Origin of the sequence: Amycolatopsis sp. NPDC048633 (assembly GCF_040650695.1) — a bacterium.
GTDB lineage: Bacteria > Actinomycetota > Actinomycetes > Mycobacteriales > Pseudonocardiaceae > Amycolatopsis.
Genome location: NZ_JBEZHS010000012.1, coordinates 160,473 through 176,877, shown reverse-complemented (window position 1 = coordinate 176,877; position 16,405 = coordinate 160,473). Strand labels below are relative to the sequence as shown.

The window sequence follows — 16,405 nt, the reverse complement described above, 5'->3', positions numbered from 1 at the left end:
GGAGAGAACCTAATGCCCCAAAACACCTACTTCCGTAGGCAAAGGACTCCGTTATTCGAATGTGATTGCCCGCTCCGGACGCACGAAAGCCCCTCACCGCACGGGTGAGGGGCTTTCGTGGATCGCGTCAGCTGAAGTCGACGGCGCGGATCGTGTGCGCCCCGACCGAAGCGCCGATCGGCTCCAGCAGGTGGGCGTCGATGTGGCGGTCGACGCGCAGCAGCATCACCGCGTCGGAGCCGTCCGTCGTCTGGCTGATCTGCGCGGCCTCGATGTTGATGCCGGCCTCACCGAGCAGCGTTCCGACGCGGCCCATCACGCCCGGGCGGTCGCCGTACTCGACGAGCAGGACGGTGCCTTCGGCCCGCAGGTCGAAGCCGCGGCCGTTGACCTCGACCAGCTTCTCGACCTCGTCCTTGCCGGTGACCGAACCGGACACGCTCAGCACCGCGCCGTCGGCGTGCACCGCGCGGACGGTGACCAGGCTGCGGAACTTCGGGCTCTCCGTCTCGGTCTCCAGCTCGACCTGCACGCCCAGCTTCTCCGCCAGCTGCGGCGCGTTGACGAAGGTGACCTGGTCCTCGACCACGCCGGTGAACACCCCGCGCAGCGCGGCCAGCTGCAGCACGCCGGTGTCCTCGCTGGCCACCTCGCCCTTGACCTGCACGGTCACCGAAGCCGGCGCCGTCGGGTTCAAGGCGGTGAGCAGCTGACCGAGCTTCTGCGTCAGCGTCAGGTACGGGCGGACGTGCTCGCCCACCGCGCCGCCGCCGGAGACGTTCACCGCGTCCGGCACGAAGTCGCCGCGCAGGGCCAGCAGCGTCGACTTCGCGACGTCGGTGCCCGCGCGGTCCTGCGCCTCGGCGGTGGACGCGCCCAGGTGCGGGGTGACGACGACGTTGTCCAGCTCGAACAGCGGGCTGGACGTGGTCGGCTCGGTGACGAAGACGTCGATGCCGGCGCCGCCGACGTGACCCGAGCGCAGCGCGTCGGCCAGGTCCTCCTCGACGATCAGCCCGCCGCGGGCGGCGTTCACGATGATGACGCCCGGCTTGGTCTTCTTCAGCGCCTCGGCGTCGATGAGGCCCTTGGTCTCCGGGGTCTTCGGCAGGTGGATGGAGATGGCGTCGGCGCGCGACAGGAGCTCGTCGAGGGTGACGAGCTCGATGCCGAGCTGGCCCGCGCGCGCGGCCGAGACGTAGGGGTCGTAGGCGATGATCTTGGTGTCGAACGCGGCGAGGCGCTGGGCGAACAGCTGGCCGATCTTGCCGAGGCCGACCACGCCGACGGTCTTGCCCTGCAGCTCCACACCCGAGAACGAGCTGCGCTTCCACTCGCCGCCGCGCAGGCTCTGGCTGGCGGCCGGGACCCGGCGCGCGACCGCCAGCAGCAGGGCGACGGCGTGCTCGGCGGCGGAGACGATGTTGGACGTCGGCGCGTTGACGACCAGGACCCCGCGCTCGGTGGCGGCGGGCACCTCGACGTTGTCCAGGCCGACGCCGGCGCGGGCGACGACCTTCAGCTGCGTCGTGGCGGCGAAGACCTCGGCGTCGACCTTGGTGGCGGAGCGGACCAGCAGCGCGTCGGCGCTCTTCACCGCCTCGAGCAGCGCGGATCGGTCCGTGCCGTCGACGTGCCGGACCTCCACCTCGTCACCGAAGACGCTCAGCACGGAGGGGGCGAGCTTCTCCGCGATGAGGACGACGGGTTTGCTGGGCTTGCTCACGATGCGGCTCCCACTATCTGGTCACTTCCAGGACGCTTTGGGTCGACAAAAGGTCTCAGCACGCCATTGTGCCCCGGTCGAAGCGGAGTTTAACCCGCAGGACCACCTGCTGGCTTCTCACGGTGTTAACTCGCCCGCAATCCCTCGAAAACAAGAGCCAGGAGGCGCTGCATGCCTCCCGGGCCGGGCAGGTGCCCACCCGCCCAGGATGCCGCGTGCAGCAGGAGAAGAAGCTCGTTCGTGGTGACGTCGGGGCGGAGCTCGCCTTCCCGCTGCGCACGTTCCACTAGATGGGAACCGGCCTCGCGCATTTCGTGGCACGACGCGTACAAACGGGACGATTCGTCGCTGAGCGCGTCGGCGGTGAGTTCGACCAGGCCGCGGAAGGTGCCGGTGGCGTCGCCGAGCCCGGCCAGCCAGGTCTGCAGCGCGGCCAAGGGCTCGGCGTGGGTGAGCAGGTCGCGCGCCCGGTCGGCCTGGGCGTCGAACCGGGCGCGCAGCAGCGTTTCGAGCAGCGCCTCGCGGGTCGGGAAGTGCCGGTAGAGCGTGCCGATGCCGACCCCGGCCCGGCGCGCGATGTCTTCCAGCGACGCCTCGACGCCGTGCTCGGCGAAGGCGCGCTGCGCCTCTTCCAGGAGGCGCTCGTAGTTGCGGCGGGCGTCCGCGCGCATCGGCTTGACTTCGGTCATCGCCCTTCCGACCTTACCGGGTAGCCAATCGGAGGCTACCTCCGTATATTAACCGGAGGCAGCCTCACATTACTGGAGGGAACGAGGATGACCCTGGTCGAAGACATGCGGGCCCGGCTCGGCGCGATCGGCGCCTGGTTGCCGAGCGCGCCCCTGCAACCACCCCCGGACGTCGAGCGCGCGGCCACCCGCCGGCTCGCCGACGCCGGCTACCGCTCGGTGTGGAGCGGCGAAGGACCCGGCACCCGCGAGGTGTTCGCCCACTTCGGCGACCTGCTCGCTTCGGTGCCGGACGTCGTGCTCGGCACCGGCATCGCGAACACCTGGCTGCGGCGCGGGGTGACCACCGAGAAGGGCGGCGCCACGCTCGCCCACGCCCACCCCGGCCGGTTCGTGCTCGGCGTCGGCATCGGGCACGCTTTCCAGGCCACGAAGCTCGGCGAGGAGTACCGGCCGATCGACCGCATGCGCGCGTATCTGTCCGAAATGGACGCTGCAGCCGCCGAGAACCCTTCTCCGGTCGCGTTTCCGCGCGTACTGGCCGCCGTCGGGCCACGGATGCTGGAGCTGGCCCGTGACCAGGCCGACGGTGCGCACCCGTTCGCCCAGCCGGTCTCGCACACGCCGTACGCCCGCGGAATCCTCGGGCCGGACAAGCTGCTGATCCCCCAGCAGACCGTGCTGCTCGGCAGCCGCGAGGACGCCCGGGAGAGCGTGCGGCGCCGGGTCGCGCAGTCGCGCGAATACTCCGTCACGGTCTACCTCGCGGGCTGGAAACGGCTCGGCTACACCGAGGCCGACATCGCCGGACCGAGCGACCGGTTCGTCGACGACCTCGTCCTCTGGGGTGACGCCGCGACCATCGCGAAACGCCTCGGCGAGCTGCTCGACGCGGGCGCGGACCACGTGCTGCTGACGCCGTCCGCGGCCACGTTCGAGTCCACTGTGGACCTTCTGCTGGAGCTGGCCCCGGAGGTGGTCCGATGAGCGTCGGGATCTGGCGGTTCTTCGACGGCGACCCGGTCGGCGTCCTGCGCGAGACGGCCGCCGAAGTCGAGGAGCTGGGCTTCGACGCGATCTGGTTCGGCGAATACGCCGGCCGGGAGGCGTTCACGCAGGCGGCGTTGCTGCTGGCGGCGACGTCGAAGCTGACGATCGCCACCGGGGTCGCGCGGTTCGACCAGCGTTCCCCGCTCGCGGCGGAAGGCGCCGTCCGCGCGTTGGGCGAGGCCTATCCGGGCCGGTTCATCGCCGGGCTGGGCGGGCACCGGCCGGGCGCGCGGCCGCTGACGGCGTTGCGCGAATACCTCGACGGGATGGACGAGGCCGAACTGCCGGGCCTGCCCCAGCCGGCTCCACGGCCGCTTCGCGTGCTCGCCGCGCTGGGCCCGAAGCTGCTGGACCTGGCGGCCGAACGCGCCGACGGCGCCCACCCGTACTTCGTCCCGCCGGAACACACGGCGATGGCGCGGGAACGGCTCGGGCCGGGCAAGTACCTCGCGGTCGAGCAGGCCGTGCTCCTGGACGCGGCCCCCGAGGTCGCCCGCGAGCACGTCGACGGGTACGTCCGGTTCGCCCGGCACCACCAGGAGAACCTGCGCCGGCTCGGCTTCACCGACGCCGACCTCGCCGACGGCGGCAGCGACCGCCTGGTCGACGCCATCGTCGCCAGCGGCGAACAGGCGGTGGCGGACCGGATCCAGGCCCACCTCGACGCGGGCGCGGACCACGTCTGCGTCCAGGTCCTGGCCCGCACGGAAAAGTCCTACCGCCGCCTGGCCGATCTCCTCCCGTAACTCACGTGATCAGGACCGGATCTCGTGTGATTGGGGCCGGAACTCGCGAGTTCCGGCTTCAATCACGCGAGTTCCGTCGGTGATCACGCGAGTTCCGGGTTCGAGGTAGGGTGGCGGGACGCGGTGAGGGCCGCGTCCCGTCCGCGGAAAGGGCCGAGCCCACCCCCGCAGCACCGCACCACCAGCTCCGCACCTTCTTTCCTGCCCGGTGCCGGCGGACCACGGGCGACGAGGAAGGAAGGCACCATGGGCACGTTGCCCGCCAAACCCAGCCTGGACCAGCTGCGCAAACGCGCGAAGGACCTCGCACGCGCCGAAGGCGTCAAACTCTCCGAGGCGCAGTTCCGGATCGCTCGCGACCACGGTTTCCCGAGCTGGCCGAAACTGCAGGCCTACGTCCGGCGCGTCACCGAGCACGGCGAAACGCTGCAGCACCCCTATCACCAAGACGTCCACTACTACGCCGAGCGCGCGCTCGGCCTGCTCGCGTCCGCCGAGGACGAGACGCCCGGCGCGCGCGAGCCGTTCGAGCGCTGGGAGCAGCCGCTCACCCAGGCCGGCGCCCTCATGGTCGTCGCCCGCGAGCACGGTTTTGTTTCCTGGCGCGCACTCCGCGAGCACGTCAAGTCGCTTGTGGACAGTGGAGAGCCGTTCGCGCGGGCGTACCGGGCGGTCGAAGCCCGCGATCTCGAGACGCTGGAATCGCTCCTGACGGAGTTCCCGGGGCTCGTCACCGCCCGCGGCACCAACGGCAACGACCTGCTCGGCATGGCCGGCGCGACCTGCGACGAGCGGCTCAGCCGGATCCTGCTCGACCACGGCGCCGACCCGGCGCGCGGCAACGTCCACGGCTGGACCCCGCTGCACCAAGCCGCGTACAAGAACCTGCCGCTCCTGCTCGACCAGCTGCTCGACGCCGGCGCGCCGGTCGACGTCTCCGCGCGAGGTGACGGCGGCACTCCCCTGGTCGTCGCGCTGTTCTGGGGTCACCGCGAAGCCGCGGAGAAACTGGCGCCGCACAGCCGGGCGCCGGGAAACCTGCGCGTCGCGGCCGGGCTCGGCGACGCGGACCTGCTCGACGAGCTCCTCGAACCGGGTCACCCGGCTGCCGGCGCGCACCGCGGGTTCTACCGGCCGCACAGCGGGTTCCCGGCCTGGCGACCGCAGGACGACCCCGTCGAAGTCAAGAACGAAGCCCTGGCCTGGGCCGCACGCAACAACCGCGCCGTCGCCCTGCGCACGCTGGTCGCGCGGGGCGCCGACATCGACGCCGACGTCTACCGCGGCACAGCCTTGGCCTGGGCGGCGGCGACCGGGCGCGTCGAAGCGATCCGGACGCTCCTCGACCTCGGCGCCGACGTGAACCACGTCGGCACGTTCGGTGGCCCGAACCACGGCCAAGGCATCACAGCCCTGCACATGGCCGCGCAGTCCGGGCACCTGGACGCGGTCCGCCTCCTGGTGGAGGGCGGCGCCGACCTCGACGCGCGCGACGGGATCTGGGGCAGCACCCCGGAAAGCTGGGCCGACGTGTGCGAGCAGCCGGCCGCACGGGACCTCCTCCGAACCCTGTAGACAACCGGAGTCTGTAGTCCGTATCGTCAGAGACGGACTACAGACTCCGTTTTGCCACTGGGAGGATTCATGACCACACCCCGCGACGTGTTCGCCGCTCTGTCCGACGGCATCAGCGAAGGACGCTTCGGCGAGCTTTCCGCGCTCTACGCCGAAGACGCCGTCGTCGACCACCCCCAGGCCGTGCCACGGCCGACGCGCCTGCACGGCCGCGCGGCCGTCCACGAGCGGTTCACCGGCGTCCTCGCCGGGGCAGTGCGGCTCAAGCGCAAGAACGTGGTCGTCCACGAGACCACGGACCCCGAGGTGATCGTCGCCGAATACGACTACGACGCCGAGTCGGTGGAAACCGGCAAGACCGCCGTGACGGCCAACATCCAGGTACTGCGCGTCCGCGACGGCCTGATCGTCCATTCGCGGGACTACCACGACTACCTGCGGCTCGCGGCGATCCGCGACGGCCTCGACCAGCTGCCGAAGGCCTACGAGCAGGCGCCGCCACGCGAACTCTCCCCGGTCACCCCGGAAAGCGCGGGCAGTGTGTTCGAACGGCTCGTCCACGGCGTCGCGGGCGGCCGGTGGGACGAGCTACCGGAGCTGTACGCCGAGGAAACCCACGTGACGCACCCGTTCCTGCCCGGCTCGGGCGTGGTCCGGACGCGCGACGAGCTGCGCGAGCACTTCGCGGCGGGCAAGGCGCTCAACCCCGGCTTTTCGGTGGCGGACCTGGTCACCCACCGGGGAACCGACCCGGAGGTGCTGATCGGTGAGTTCGCCTACCAGGGCGAGTACGGCGGCCATCCGGTGCGGATCGCGAACATCTTCTCGATGCGCGTGCGCGACGGCCTGATCGTCGAATCCCGCGACTACGGCGACCACCTCGGCATCGCCGGCGACACCGGGCAGATCCCCGAGCTGGCGGCGAAGCTTTAGGCCTGCGCGAGGTCCTCGGGCAGGTCGAACTCGCCGTCGCGGACGCCCTTGACGAACGCGTCCCATTCGGAGGGGGTGAAGACGAGGACCACGCCCTCCGGGTCGGTCGACTTCCGCATCGCGGTGTAGACGACGCCGTCGGTGTGCGGGATGTGCGCGTATTCGACGACCTCTTCGAGCGTGACGCCCTCCGGCTCGGCCCGGACCCACTCCGCCTTCGAGAGGTCCAGGTGGTGCCGGATGTGCGCCTTGTCATCGCTCATGCGGCCAGCGTAGCGAAACGACCACCGAACGCACTGAAGGGGACGCCCGGTGCGGGCGTCCCCTTCAGCGTCCTGGAAAAAAGACTCAGGCGGTCTCGGTGATCGGCCGGTCCACCCACGACATCAGGTCGCGCAGCTTCTTGCCGGTCGCCTCGATCGGGTGCTGGTTGCCCTGCTCCTCGAGCTTGGTGAAGTTCGGCCGGCCGGCCTCGTCCTCGGCGACCCATTCGCGGGCGAACGTGCCGTCCTGGATCTCGCCGAGGATCTTCTTCATCTCTTCCTTGACCGCCGGCGAGATGACGCGCGGGCCGCGGGTCAGGTCGCCGTACTCGGCGGTGTCGGAGATCGAGTAGCGCTGACGCGCGATGCCGCCCTCGTACATGAGGTCGACGATCAGCTTCAGCTCGTGCAGCACCTCGAAGTAGGCGATCTCCGGGGCGTAGCCGGCCTCGGTGAGCACCTCGAACCCGGTCTGCACGAGCGCGGACGCGCCACCGCAGAGCACGGCCTGCTCGCCGAAGAGGTCGGTCTCGGTCTCCTCGGTGAAGGTCGTCTTGATGACGCCCGCACGAGCGCCACCGATGGCGGCCGCGTAGGAGAGGGCGAGCGCCTGCGCGTTGCCGGTGGCGTCCTGCTCGACCGCGATGAGCGCCGGGACGCCCTTGCCGTCGACGAACTGGCGGCGCACGAGGTGGCCCGGGCCCTTCGGGGCGACCATGGCGACGTCGACGTTCGACGGCGGCTTGATCAGGTCGTAGCGGATGTTGAAGCCGTGCCCGAAGAAGATCGCGTCGCCGTCCTTGAGGTTCGGCGCGATGTCCTGCTCGTAGATGAAGCGCTGCTTCGTGTCCGGCGCCAGGATCATGATCAGGTCGGCTTCGGCCGACGCCTCGGCCGGGGTGAGCACACGCAGGCCCTGCTCCTCGGCCTTCGCCCGCGACTTGGACCCCTCGGGCAGGCCGATGCGGACGTCGACGCCGGAGTCGCGCAGGCTCAGCGAGTGGGCGTGGCCCTGGCTGCCGTAGCCGATGACAGCGACCTTGCGCCCCTGGATGATCGAGAGGTCGGCGTCGTCGTCGTAGAAGATTTCCACTGCCATGGGGGTTACTGCTTCCTTTCGAGACTTACTTCTTAACGCGGTGATGTGGCGGTGATGGAACGGGCGCCCCGCCCCACCGCGACCATGCCTGACTGCACCAGCTCGCGGATGCCATACGGCTCCAGCATCCGCAGCAGGGCACCGATCTTGTCGGACGTCCCCGTGGCTTCGACGGTGAGCGCCTCCGGGGAGACGTCCACCACCTTCGCCCGGAAGAGCTGGACGGTTTCGAGGACCTGGCTGCGCACGGTGTTGTCGGCGCGAACCTTCACGAGCAGCAGTTCGCGCTGCACGGCGGTCGACTGCTCCAGCTCGACGATCTTGATCACGTTGACCAGCTTGTTGAGCTGTTTGGTCACCTGTTCGAGCGGTAGCTCTTCGACGGCGACCACGATCGTCATGCGGGACACCTCGGGGTTCTCCGTGGGCCCGACGGCGAGGGACTCGATGTTGAAACCGCGGCGGGAGAACAGGCCCGAAACGCGCGCGAGCACACCCGGCTTGTTCTCGACCAGGACACTCAGCGTGTGGACGCTCATCTCAGCGCTCACCTTCCCCAGCGGCTTCCGCAGCTGCTTCGGTCGTCTCCACCGAAACCTCGTCGTCGTCGAACAGCGGCCGGATGCCCCGGACCGCCATGATCTCGTCGTTGCCGGTGCCGGCCGCGACCATCGGCCACACCTGGGCATCCTTCCCCACGACGAAGTCGATCACGACGGGACGGTCGTTGATCTCCATCGCGCGGCGGATGGTGGCGTCGACGTCCTCGCGGGCCTCGCAGCGCAGCCCGGCGCAGCCCAGCGCCTCGGCCAGCAGCACGAAGTCCGGGATGCGGTGCTTGTGCGTGCCGAGGTCGGTGTTGGAGTACCGCTCCGAGTAGAAGAGGTTCTGCCACTGCCGGACCATGCCCAGGTTGCCGTTGTTGATGACGGCGACCTTGATCGGCGCGCCCTCGATGGCGCAGGTGGCCAGCTCCTGGTTGGTCATCTGGAAGCAGCCGTCGCCGTCGATCGCCCACACCTGCGTGCCGGGGACGCCGAACTGCGCGCCCATCGCCGCGGGCACCGCGTAGCCCATGGTGCCGAGGCCGCCGGAGTTGATCCAGGTGCGCGGGTTCTCGTACTTGACGAACTGCGCGGCCCACATCTGGTGCTGCCCGACTCCGGCGGCGTACACCGCGTCCGGGCCGACGAGCTGCCCGATCCGCTCGATGACGTACTGCGGCGACAGCGAACCGTCGTCCGGCCACTCGTAACCGGCCGGGTAGTTGGTGCGCCAGTCGTCGGCCTGCGTCCACCAGTCGGTGAGGTCGGGCTTGTCGCCGTGGTCGAATTCCGACTGCACGGCCGTGATCAGCTCGCCGATGATCTCCTTGCAGTCGCCCACGATCGGGACGTCCGCCTTGCGGTTCTTGGAGATCTCGGCCGGGTCGATGTCGGCGTGCACGATCGCGGCGTCCGGCGCGAACGACGACAGCTGGCCGGTGACGCGGTCGTCGAACCGGGCGCCGAGCGCGATCAGCAGGTCGGCGCGCTGCATCGCGGCGACCGCGGCGACCGTGCCGTGCATGCCCGGCATGCCGAGGTGTTGCGGGTGCGAGTCGGGGAACGCGCCGCGCGCCATCAGCGTGGTGACGACGGGGATGCCGGTCAGCTCGGCGAGCTGCTTCAGCTGCTCGTGCGCCTCCGCCTTGATCACGCCGCCGCCGACGTACAGCACCGGGCGGCGCGACTTCGCGATGAGCTTCGCGGCTTCGCGGACCTGCTTGCCGTGCGGGCGCAGCGTGGGGCGGTAGCCCGGCAGCCGCAGCTCGGTCGGCCAGGAGAACGAGGTCATCTCCTGCAGCACGTCCTTGGGGATGTCCACCAGCACCGGGCCGGGTCGGCCCGTCGACGCCAGGTGGAACGCCTCGGCGATGGTCCGCGGGATGTCCGCCGGATCCGTGACGAGGAAGTTGTGCTTGGTGATCGGCATGGTGATGCCGCAGATGTCGGCTTCCTGGAACGCGTCGGTGCCGATCAGCGCCCGGCTCTGCTGGCCGGTGATGGCCACGACCGGGACGGAGTCCATGTTCGCGTCGGCGAGCGGGGTGACCAGGTTGGTCGCGCCCGGGCCCGAGGTCGCCATGCAGACGCCGACCTTGCCGGTGGCCTGCGCGTAGCCGGTGGCGGCGTGACCCGCGCCCTGCTCGTGGCGGACCAGGATGTGGCGGACCTTCGTCGAGTCCAGCAGCGGGTCGTAGGCCGGCAGGATGGTGCCGCCCGGAATGCCGAAGACCACCTCGGCGCCGACCGCCTCGAGCGAGCGCACGAGCGACTGGGCGCCGGTGACGCGCACCGGGGTTCCCGCCGGTGGCGCCGGCTTCGGACGTGCTCCGGGCGTTCCGGGCGTCGGCCCGGGTTTCGCGTCGCTGCGCGACGTGGCACTGGTCATCGGTTCTGCCTCGAGGGTCTCGGTGTCACTCGTTCGGGTCGGTTTTGTGCGGTGGGGCGGGGAATCGCTTCCCGTGGGCAACAAAAAACCCTCGCCGACCGTAAGGTCGCACGAGGGTTCGCGCGTCGACGCAGCGGAAAGTATTCCCTAAGCGTCGACGCGCTTGGGAAGTACGAGGCCGGTCAGCGGTGTCACGACGCTGACGCTAGTCCGAAGGTCTCTCAGGTGTCAACTCTGCGGGATGGCGAGTCCAGATCGTGGACACCCGAGCGGCGCACGTCACCCGCGTCCGACCCGGGTCCCGGCCGGTCCGCGCGGCGGTGCACCATTTCCGGGTGGCCGAAAAAGAGCAGGACGAAGGCCGGAAGGCCGTCTTCCGGATCCCCCGCACGTCGTTCATGGCGATCGCCCTCCTGACGCTCTGCGTGACGCCGATCGCGCTCGGGGAGATCCCGTACCTGCAGTGGCTCTACATCTTCCCGCTCGCGCTCGCGGTGTTCGTGATCCGGACCCGCACGATCGCGACGCGCGAAGGGCTCGCGACGCGCACGATGTTCGGCCACCGCGACGTCCCGTGGTCGGCGCTGAAGGGCCTGGCGATCACCAAGAAGGCGCGCGTGCAGGCGGTGCTCCAGGACGACACGAAGGTGCCGCTGCCGACTGTCCGGACCCGGCACTTGCCGGTGCTTTCGCTGGTCAGCGAGGGTTTGGTCGCCGACCCGAGCGGGCTGCTGGACGCCGACGACGTCAAGGCCGCCAAGCCGGAGACCTCGCCCAGCGAGTAACCCTTGGCACCCGTGGTCTACCCGGTCCCCGCCCCGCCACCACCCTCAGCGGACGGGCTGCGCCCGACAGCGTAAATTGGTAGGACCAGTTTCGCCGGAGCGTCTCCGACCTCCGCCTGGCCCCACCATTCCGACCTGGGAGTTCGCCGTGCCGCCTCTCCGTTCCCGGACCACCACCCACGGCCGCAACGCGGCGGGCGCGCGCTCGCTCTGGCGCGCCACCGGCATGACCGACAGCGACTTCGGCAAGCCGATCGTGGCGATCGCCAACTCCTACACGCAGTTCGTGCCCGGCCACGTGCACCTCAAGGACCTCGGCGAGATCGTCGCCGGCGCGGTCAAGGAAGCCGGCGGCGTCGCCCGCGAGTTCCACACCATCGCCGTCGACGACGGCATCGCCATGGGCCACTCCGGCATGCTCTACTCGCTGCCCTCGCGCGAGATCATCGCCGACTCGGTCGAGTACATGGTCAACGCGCACCAGGCCGACGCCCTCGTCTGCATCTCCAACTGCGACAAGATCACCCCGGGCATGCTCAACGCCGCGATGCGGCTCAACATCCCGGTCGTGTTCGTCTCCGGCGGCCCGATGGAGGCCGGCAAGGCCGTCGTCGTGGGCGGCGTCGCGCAGGCGCCCACCGACCTGATCACCGCGATCGCCGCGTCGGCGAGCACCGAGGTCGACGAGGACGGGCTCGACATCGTCGAGCGCTCCGCCTGCCCGACCTGCGGCTCCTGCTCCGGCATGTTCACCGCGAACTCGATGAACTGCCTCACCGAGGCGCTGGGCCTTTCGCTGCCGGGCAACGGTTCCACGCTGGCGACGCACGCCGCGCGTCGCGCGCTGTTCGAGAACGCCGGCCGGACGGTCGTCGAGCTGTGCAAGAAGTGGTACGAGCAGGACGACGCCTCGGCCCTGCCGCGCTCGATCGCGACCAAGGCGGCGTTCGAGAACGCGATGGCGCTCGACATGGCCATGGGTGGCTCGACCAACACCGTGCTGCACATCCTCGCCGCCGCCCAGGAGGGCGAGGTCGACTTCACGATCGCCGACATCGACGCGATCGGCCGCCGGGTGCCCTGCCTGTCCAAGGTGGCGCCGAACTCCGACTACCACATGGAAGACGTCCACCGCGCCGGCGGCATCCCCGCGATCCTGGGTGAGCTGTACCGCGGCGGGCTGCTCAACACCGACGTCCACTCGGTGCACTCCCCCGACCTCGAGTCCTGGCTGGGTGCGTGGGACATCCGGGCTTCCGCCCCTTCCGACACCGCGGTGGAGCTCTTCCACGCCGCGCCGGGCGGGGTCCGCACGACCGAGGCGTTCTCGACGGAGAACCGCTGGTCGTCCCTGGACACCGACGCCGCGGACGGCTGCATCCACGACGTCGAGCACGCGTACACGAAGGACGGCGGCCTGGCGATCCTGCGCGGCAACCTCGCCGAGAACGGCGCGGTGATCAAGGCGGCGGGCATCGACGAGGACCTGTGGCACTTCGAGGGCCCGGCACGCGTGCTGGAGAGTCAGGAAGAGGCCGTGTCGGCGATCCTCAAGAAGGAGATCCAGCCGGGCGAGGTGCTGGTGATCCGCTACGAGGGTCCGGCGGGCGGGCCGGGCATGCAGGAGATGCTGCACCCGACGGCGTTCCTCAAGGGATCCGGCCTCGGCAAGAAGTGCGCCCTGATCACCGACGGCCGCTTCTCGGGCGGCTCGTCCGGCATCTCGGTGGGCCACATCTCGCCGGAAGCGGCGGCCGGCGGCCTGATCGCCCTGGTGGAGAACGGCGACCGGATCCTGCTGGACATCCACGAGCGACGCCTCGAGCTGCTGGTCGACCCGGAGGTGCTGGCCGAGCGGCGGTCGAAGATGGAGGCGTCCGAGCGGCCGTGGCAGCCGAAGGAGCGCCAGCGCCCGGTGACGGCGGCGCTGCGGGCCTACGCCCGGATGGCGACCTCGGCCGACACCGGCGCGGTCCGCGACGTGAACAAGTAGGTCCGGCTCGAGCCGCGAGGGGGACCCCCGGTTTCAACGTTACCGGCAGGCACCGACAGTTTCGGGCCGGGAAACCGGGGTTGTCCTCAGCCCTACCGCGTCAGAACGATGACCACCACCGCGGCCGCCACGGCGAGCAGCAGCGACACCAGACCCAGCGGCAACGGCCGCCTCCGCCACGGCGTGTTCCGCTCCAGCGAAATCGGCCCGGATCCGGTGAACAGCAGGCTCAGCGCCGTCGCGCCCAGCAGCAGCTCGAACTCGAAGCCCTGCCCCTGCCCCTCGAAGAACCCGCCGTGGAACTTCGCGTAGACGGCGTTGGCCATGACGCCGAGCAGGCCCGCCGCGGCCAGCGGCGTGAACAGCCCGACGACCACCAGCACGCCGCCGCCGAGCTCGGTGATGCCGGTGATCCACGACAGCAGCGTCGTCTGCTTGTGGTAACCGAACGTCTCCAGCACGCGCGCGAACCCGCCGATGCCCGGCCCGCCGAACAGGCCGAACAGGTGCTGCAGGCCGTGCGCGCCCATGGTCACGCCGAGCGCCAGCCGCAGGATCAGCAGGCCGAGCCCGAGCCCGCCCTGACGCGGCTCGTCGGCGCGGTCGTCCTCGACGTCCGACAGGAGGCTGGTGGGCTGCTGCGAAAAATCGTCTCCACTGCTCACGCGCGAAGGGTAGGGGATCCGCACGGGCCTGGCGAGCCGCCGCGCTAGTACTCCCCGTGCACGAGGTTGTCCGGTAGCTCGCCGCCGGCGTACCGCGCGATCTCGGCCGCGGCGACGGCGTACGACCGGCCCCGCACCCCGCGCACGGCCCCGCCGACGTGCGGGGTCAGCAGCAGGCCCGGCGCCGTCCACAGCGGGTGCCCGGGTGGCAGCGGCTCGGGATCGGTGACGTCGAGCGCGGCGCGCAGCCGGCCCGTGGTCAGTTCGGCGACCAGGGCGTCGGTGACCACGACGGCGCCGCGGGCGACGTTGACCAGGACCGCGCCGTCCCGCATCTCGGCGAGGAACTCCTCGTCGACCATCCCGCGGGTGCGCGAGGTCAGCGGCACCATCAGCACGACGGCGTCGTGCAGGCCGAGCAGCGACGGCAGCTCCCGCACGCCGTGGACGCCGTCCCGCGCGGTCATCCCGACCATCGTGCACCGCGCGTCGAACGGCTCGAGCCGCCGCCGCAGGTGCTGCCCCAGGTCGCCGGCCCCGATGATCAGCACGCGCTTGCCCTGCAGCGTGTCGGTGCTCTGCCGCTCCCAGCGGCCTTCGCGCTGAGCCGCGCCGAAGACGTCCAGCTTCCGGTACAGCGACAGCAGCACCGAGACGACCCACTCGGCGGTGCTCCCGCCGTGCGCGCCCCGGCAGGTGGAGAGCAGGACGCCGTCGGGCACCTTGCCGACCCAGTCCTCGGCGCCGGCGGCCAGCAGCTGGATCAGCCTCAGGTTCGGCAGCGTGCGCCACAGCTCCTCGCCCGGCGGGTGCTTGCCGGGGATGAGCACCTCGGCTTTCGCGGCCTCGGGCGGCACCGGCTCGCCCCACTGGTGGCGCACGGGCAGGACCCGCGGCACCTCGGCGAGCACGGTCATGCCCTCGTCGTCGGGCACCAGCACGGTCAGCGTCATGATCCTCACCGTAATCGAGGAGTACTCACCCATGGTTCACGCACCGGCCCCTAGGCTGGGGGATCATGCGAACCCGGTACCGCTCGGCCCTGCTGGCGATCCTGGCCTGCGGCGTCCTGCTGCCGGCCGGGTGCGCGCGGTTCGACGACACCGCGGCGGGCCAGACCTTCAGCCCCGCGCCCGTGCCCAGCCCCGAATCGCCGCCCGAGGTCCAGGGCCCCGGCGCGGACTCCGGCGGCGACGGCCGCCAGGCGCGGCCCGGCCAGTCGGCCACGCCCGTGCCACCGCCGCAGGGCTGCAAGGACTTCGACCCGTCGGTGATCGCGACCTGCCTGGACACCGTCGCCGCGGTGGCCGGCCTGCCGGGTGACGGCTCGACGCCGAGCGCGCTGGCCGGTGAGCGCAAGAGCGGCCGCGTGTTGCTCGCGACGGCGGGCAAGGACGCCACGGACTTCGCGAAGCTCGACGTCCAAGCGGCCGGGGACGGCGGCCTGACCGGCCTCGCGCTTTCGCCGTCGTACGTCGAGGACCAGCTGGTGTTCGCCTACGTGACGACCGCGACGGACAACCGCGTCGTGCGCTTCGCCAAGGGGCAGGCGGCGAAGCCGGTGCTCACCGGGATCCCGAAGGGCGCGACCGGCAACCGCGGCACCATCAGCGCCGACAACCGCGGCGCGCTGCTGGTCGCCACCGGCGACGCCGGCGACCCGAACGCCGCCGCCGACCCGAACTCCCTCGCCGGGAAGGTGCTGCGGATCGACACGTCCGGCAAGGCCGCGGCGGGCAACCCGAACGGCGCCCTGGCCGTGGCGGCCGGGCTGCACGCGCCGGGCGGGCTGTGCGCGTCCGCCGACGGCGGCCGCGTCTGGGTCACCGACCGGCTCGCCGACAAGGACGCCCTCTACCGGGTGCAGGCCGGGCAGCCGCTGACGACGCCGGCGTGGACGTGGTCGGACAAGCCGGGGGTCGCGGGCTGCGCCGACTTCGTCGACGCGAACGGCTCGGTCTCGGTCGGGATGTCGCTGGCCGGCAACCTGCAGAACCTGCCGGTGACCGCGGAAGGCGCGATCAGCGGCAAGCCGACGGTGAGCCTCGACGGGAAGACCGGCAAGCCGCCGGAGACGTTCGGGCGGCTTGCCGGGATGAGCATGATCAACCCACAGCTCGCGGTGGCCGGCACGGTCAACAAGGACGGCGGCACCCCGGTATCGAGCGACGACCGCGTCGTGCTGATCACGCCGGCGACGTCCGGCGGCGGCAACGGCAAGGACTGACCCGGCCGGACCAGACCACTGCTCCGACAGCGCTTTCCCATGCCTGAGATGTGATGCCGATCACCCCCTTTTGCTCCATGGTTAGGCGATCTTCGCGCTGTTAAGGTCCCTGTTGGGCGGAATCTCACAGTGTTCCGCTGAGGGGGATTTCCGGATGTTCACGTCTCTTTGTGCTGCCCGAACGACGGCCGGCGTTTCCTCGCCGCCGGGCTGACACTTTC

The 16,405-nt window shown here is 70.8% G+C and carries 15 protein-coding genes; 7 read left to right on the top strand and 8 right to left on the bottom strand.

The window, feature by feature from the left end; genetic code table 11:
* Positions 1-127 precede the first annotated feature (127 nt).
* Entirely contained in the window at positions 128-1,726 is a 1,599-nt protein-coding gene (gene serA / locus AB0C38_RS22945; RefSeq protein WP_360676677.1) for a phosphoglycerate dehydrogenase, read from the bottom strand.
* A gap of 125 nt (positions 1,727-1,851) precedes the next feature.
* Positions 1,852-2,415 carry a helix-turn-helix domain-containing protein gene (locus AB0C38_RS22940; RefSeq protein ID WP_360676674.1) on the bottom strand — a complete coding sequence of 188 codons (564 nt, stop codon included), beginning with the start codon at positions 2,413-2,415 and terminating at the stop codon, positions 1,852-1,854.
* An 87-nt stretch (positions 2,416-2,502) separates the two neighbouring features.
* Here AB0C38_RS22940 and AB0C38_RS22935 point away from each other — a divergent pair, with 87 nt between their 5' ends.
* The 4 genes from AB0C38_RS22935 to AB0C38_RS22920 all read left to right on the top strand — a co-directional run bounded on the left by AB0C38_RS22935 (position 2,503) and on the right by AB0C38_RS22920 (position 6,719).
* Entirely contained in the window at positions 2,503-3,402 is a 900-nt protein-coding gene (locus AB0C38_RS22935) for a TIGR03620 family F420-dependent LLM class oxidoreductase (RefSeq protein ID WP_360676671.1), read from the top strand.
* Positions 3,399-4,211, top strand: a complete 813-nt coding sequence (locus tag AB0C38_RS22930) for a TIGR03620 family F420-dependent LLM class oxidoreductase (protein ID WP_360676669.1) — start codon at positions 3,399-3,401, stop codon at positions 4,209-4,211. The genes AB0C38_RS22935 and AB0C38_RS22930 overlap by 4 nt, the downstream gene beginning before the upstream one ends.
* 246 nt (positions 4,212-4,457) lie before the next feature.
* Positions 4,458-5,786: an ankyrin repeat domain-containing protein gene (locus AB0C38_RS22925; RefSeq protein ID WP_360676666.1), complete on the top strand. Its 1,329-nt coding sequence runs from the start codon at positions 4,458-4,460 to the stop codon at positions 5,784-5,786.
* A 69-nt stretch (positions 5,787-5,855) separates the two neighbouring features.
* Positions 5,856-6,719, top strand: coding sequence for a nuclear transport factor 2 family protein (locus AB0C38_RS22920; RefSeq protein ID WP_360676663.1), 864 nt, complete (start codon positions 5,856-5,858; stop codon positions 6,717-6,719).
* Here AB0C38_RS22920 and AB0C38_RS22915 read toward each other — a convergent pair.
* The 4 genes from AB0C38_RS22915 to AB0C38_RS22900 form a co-directional block, all read right to left on the bottom strand.
* Positions 6,716-6,982, bottom strand: a complete 267-nt coding sequence (locus AB0C38_RS22915) for a DUF397 domain-containing protein (protein ID WP_360676660.1) — start codon at positions 6,980-6,982, stop codon at positions 6,716-6,718. The genes AB0C38_RS22920 and AB0C38_RS22915 overlap by 4 nt on opposite strands.
* Before the next feature lie 85 nt (positions 6,983-7,067).
* The gene (gene ilvC, locus AB0C38_RS22910) at positions 7,068-8,081 is read right to left on the bottom strand and encodes a ketol-acid reductoisomerase (RefSeq protein WP_308670322.1); all 1,014 of its coding nucleotides are present in this window, start codon (positions 8,079-8,081) and stop codon (positions 7,068-7,070) included.
* A gap of 32 nt (positions 8,082-8,113) precedes the next feature.
* Positions 8,114-8,620: an acetolactate synthase small subunit gene (ilvN, locus tag AB0C38_RS22905; protein ID WP_003080760.1), complete on the bottom strand. Its 507-nt coding sequence runs from the start codon at positions 8,618-8,620 to the stop codon at positions 8,114-8,116.
* Position 8,621: 1 nt separating this feature from the next.
* On the bottom strand, positions 8,622-10,514 hold the full coding sequence (locus AB0C38_RS22900) for an acetolactate synthase large subunit (protein ID WP_360676655.1): 1,893 nt from the start codon (positions 10,512-10,514) through the stop codon (positions 8,622-8,624).
* Positions 10,515-10,849: 335 nt separating this feature from the next.
* On the opposite strand from AB0C38_RS22900, the gene AB0C38_RS22895 reads away from it, so the two are divergent.
* Positions 10,850-11,299, top strand: coding sequence for a PH domain-containing protein (locus tag AB0C38_RS22895; protein WP_360676652.1), 450 nt, complete (start codon positions 10,850-10,852; stop codon positions 11,297-11,299).
* A gap of 148 nt (positions 11,300-11,447) precedes the next feature.
* The gene (gene ilvD, locus AB0C38_RS22890) at positions 11,448-13,292 is read left to right on the top strand and encodes a dihydroxy-acid dehydratase (RefSeq protein WP_360676649.1); all 1,845 of its coding nucleotides are present in this window, start codon (positions 11,448-11,450) and stop codon (positions 13,290-13,292) included.
* Between the two features lie 92 nt (positions 13,293-13,384).
* On the opposite strand, the gene AB0C38_RS22885 is transcribed toward ilvD, so the two are convergent.
* Both AB0C38_RS22885 and AB0C38_RS22880 read right to left on the bottom strand, forming a co-directional pair.
* A complete protein-coding gene (locus AB0C38_RS22885) occupies positions 13,385-13,957 on the bottom strand; it encodes a DoxX family membrane protein (protein ID WP_360676646.1) in 573 nt (190 codons plus the stop codon).
* Positions 13,958-14,001: 44 nt separating this feature from the next.
* A complete protein-coding gene (locus AB0C38_RS22880) occupies positions 14,002-14,910 on the bottom strand; it encodes a 2-hydroxyacid dehydrogenase (protein ID WP_360676643.1) in 909 nt (302 codons plus the stop codon).
* 65 nt (positions 14,911-14,975) lie between these two features.
* On the opposite strand from AB0C38_RS22880, the gene AB0C38_RS22875 reads away from it, so the two are divergent.
* On the top strand, positions 14,976-16,184 hold the full coding sequence (locus tag AB0C38_RS22875; protein WP_360676641.1) for a PQQ-dependent sugar dehydrogenase: 1,209 nt from the start codon (positions 14,976-14,978) through the stop codon (positions 16,182-16,184).
* Positions 16,185-16,405: the final 221 nt, after the last annotated feature.

Bases quoted from the DNA above. Each gene is read 5' to 3' on its own strand.
- AB0C38_RS22940 (WP_360676674.1), bottom strand. From the start codon at position 2,415: ATGACCGAAGTCAAGCCGATGCGCGCGGACGCCCGCCGCAACTACGAG.
- AB0C38_RS22935 (WP_360676671.1), top strand. From the start codon at position 2,503: ATGACCCTGGTCGAAGACATGCGGGCCCGGCTCGGCGCGATCGGCGCC.
- AB0C38_RS22930 (WP_360676669.1), top strand. From the start codon at position 3,399: ATGAGCGTCGGGATCTGGCGGTTCTTCGACGGCGACCCGGTCGGCGTC.
- AB0C38_RS22925 (WP_360676666.1), top strand. From the start codon at position 4,458: ATGGGCACGTTGCCCGCCAAACCCAGCCTGGACCAGCTGCGCAAACGC.
- AB0C38_RS22920 (WP_360676663.1), top strand. From the start codon at position 5,856: ATGACCACACCCCGCGACGTGTTCGCCGCTCTGTCCGACGGCATCAGC.
- AB0C38_RS22915 (WP_360676660.1), bottom strand. From the start codon at position 6,982: ATGAGCGATGACAAGGCGCACATCCGGCACCACCTGGACCTCTCGAAG.
- ilvC (WP_308670322.1), bottom strand. From the start codon at position 8,081: ATGGCAGTGGAAATCTTCTACGACGACGACGCCGACCTCTCGATCATC.
- ilvN (WP_003080760.1), bottom strand. From the start codon at position 8,620: ATGAGCGTCCACACGCTGAGTGTCCTGGTCGAGAACAAGCCGGGTGTG.
- AB0C38_RS22900 (WP_360676655.1), bottom strand. From the start codon at position 10,514: ATGACCAGTGCCACGTCGCGCAGCGACGCGAAACCCGGGCCGACGCCC.
- AB0C38_RS22880 (WP_360676643.1), bottom strand. From the start codon at position 14,910: ATGACGCTGACCGTGCTGGTGCCCGACGACGAGGGCATGACCGTGCTC.
- AB0C38_RS22875 (WP_360676641.1), top strand. From the start codon at position 14,976: ATGCGAACCCGGTACCGCTCGGCCCTGCTGGCGATCCTGGCCTGCGGC.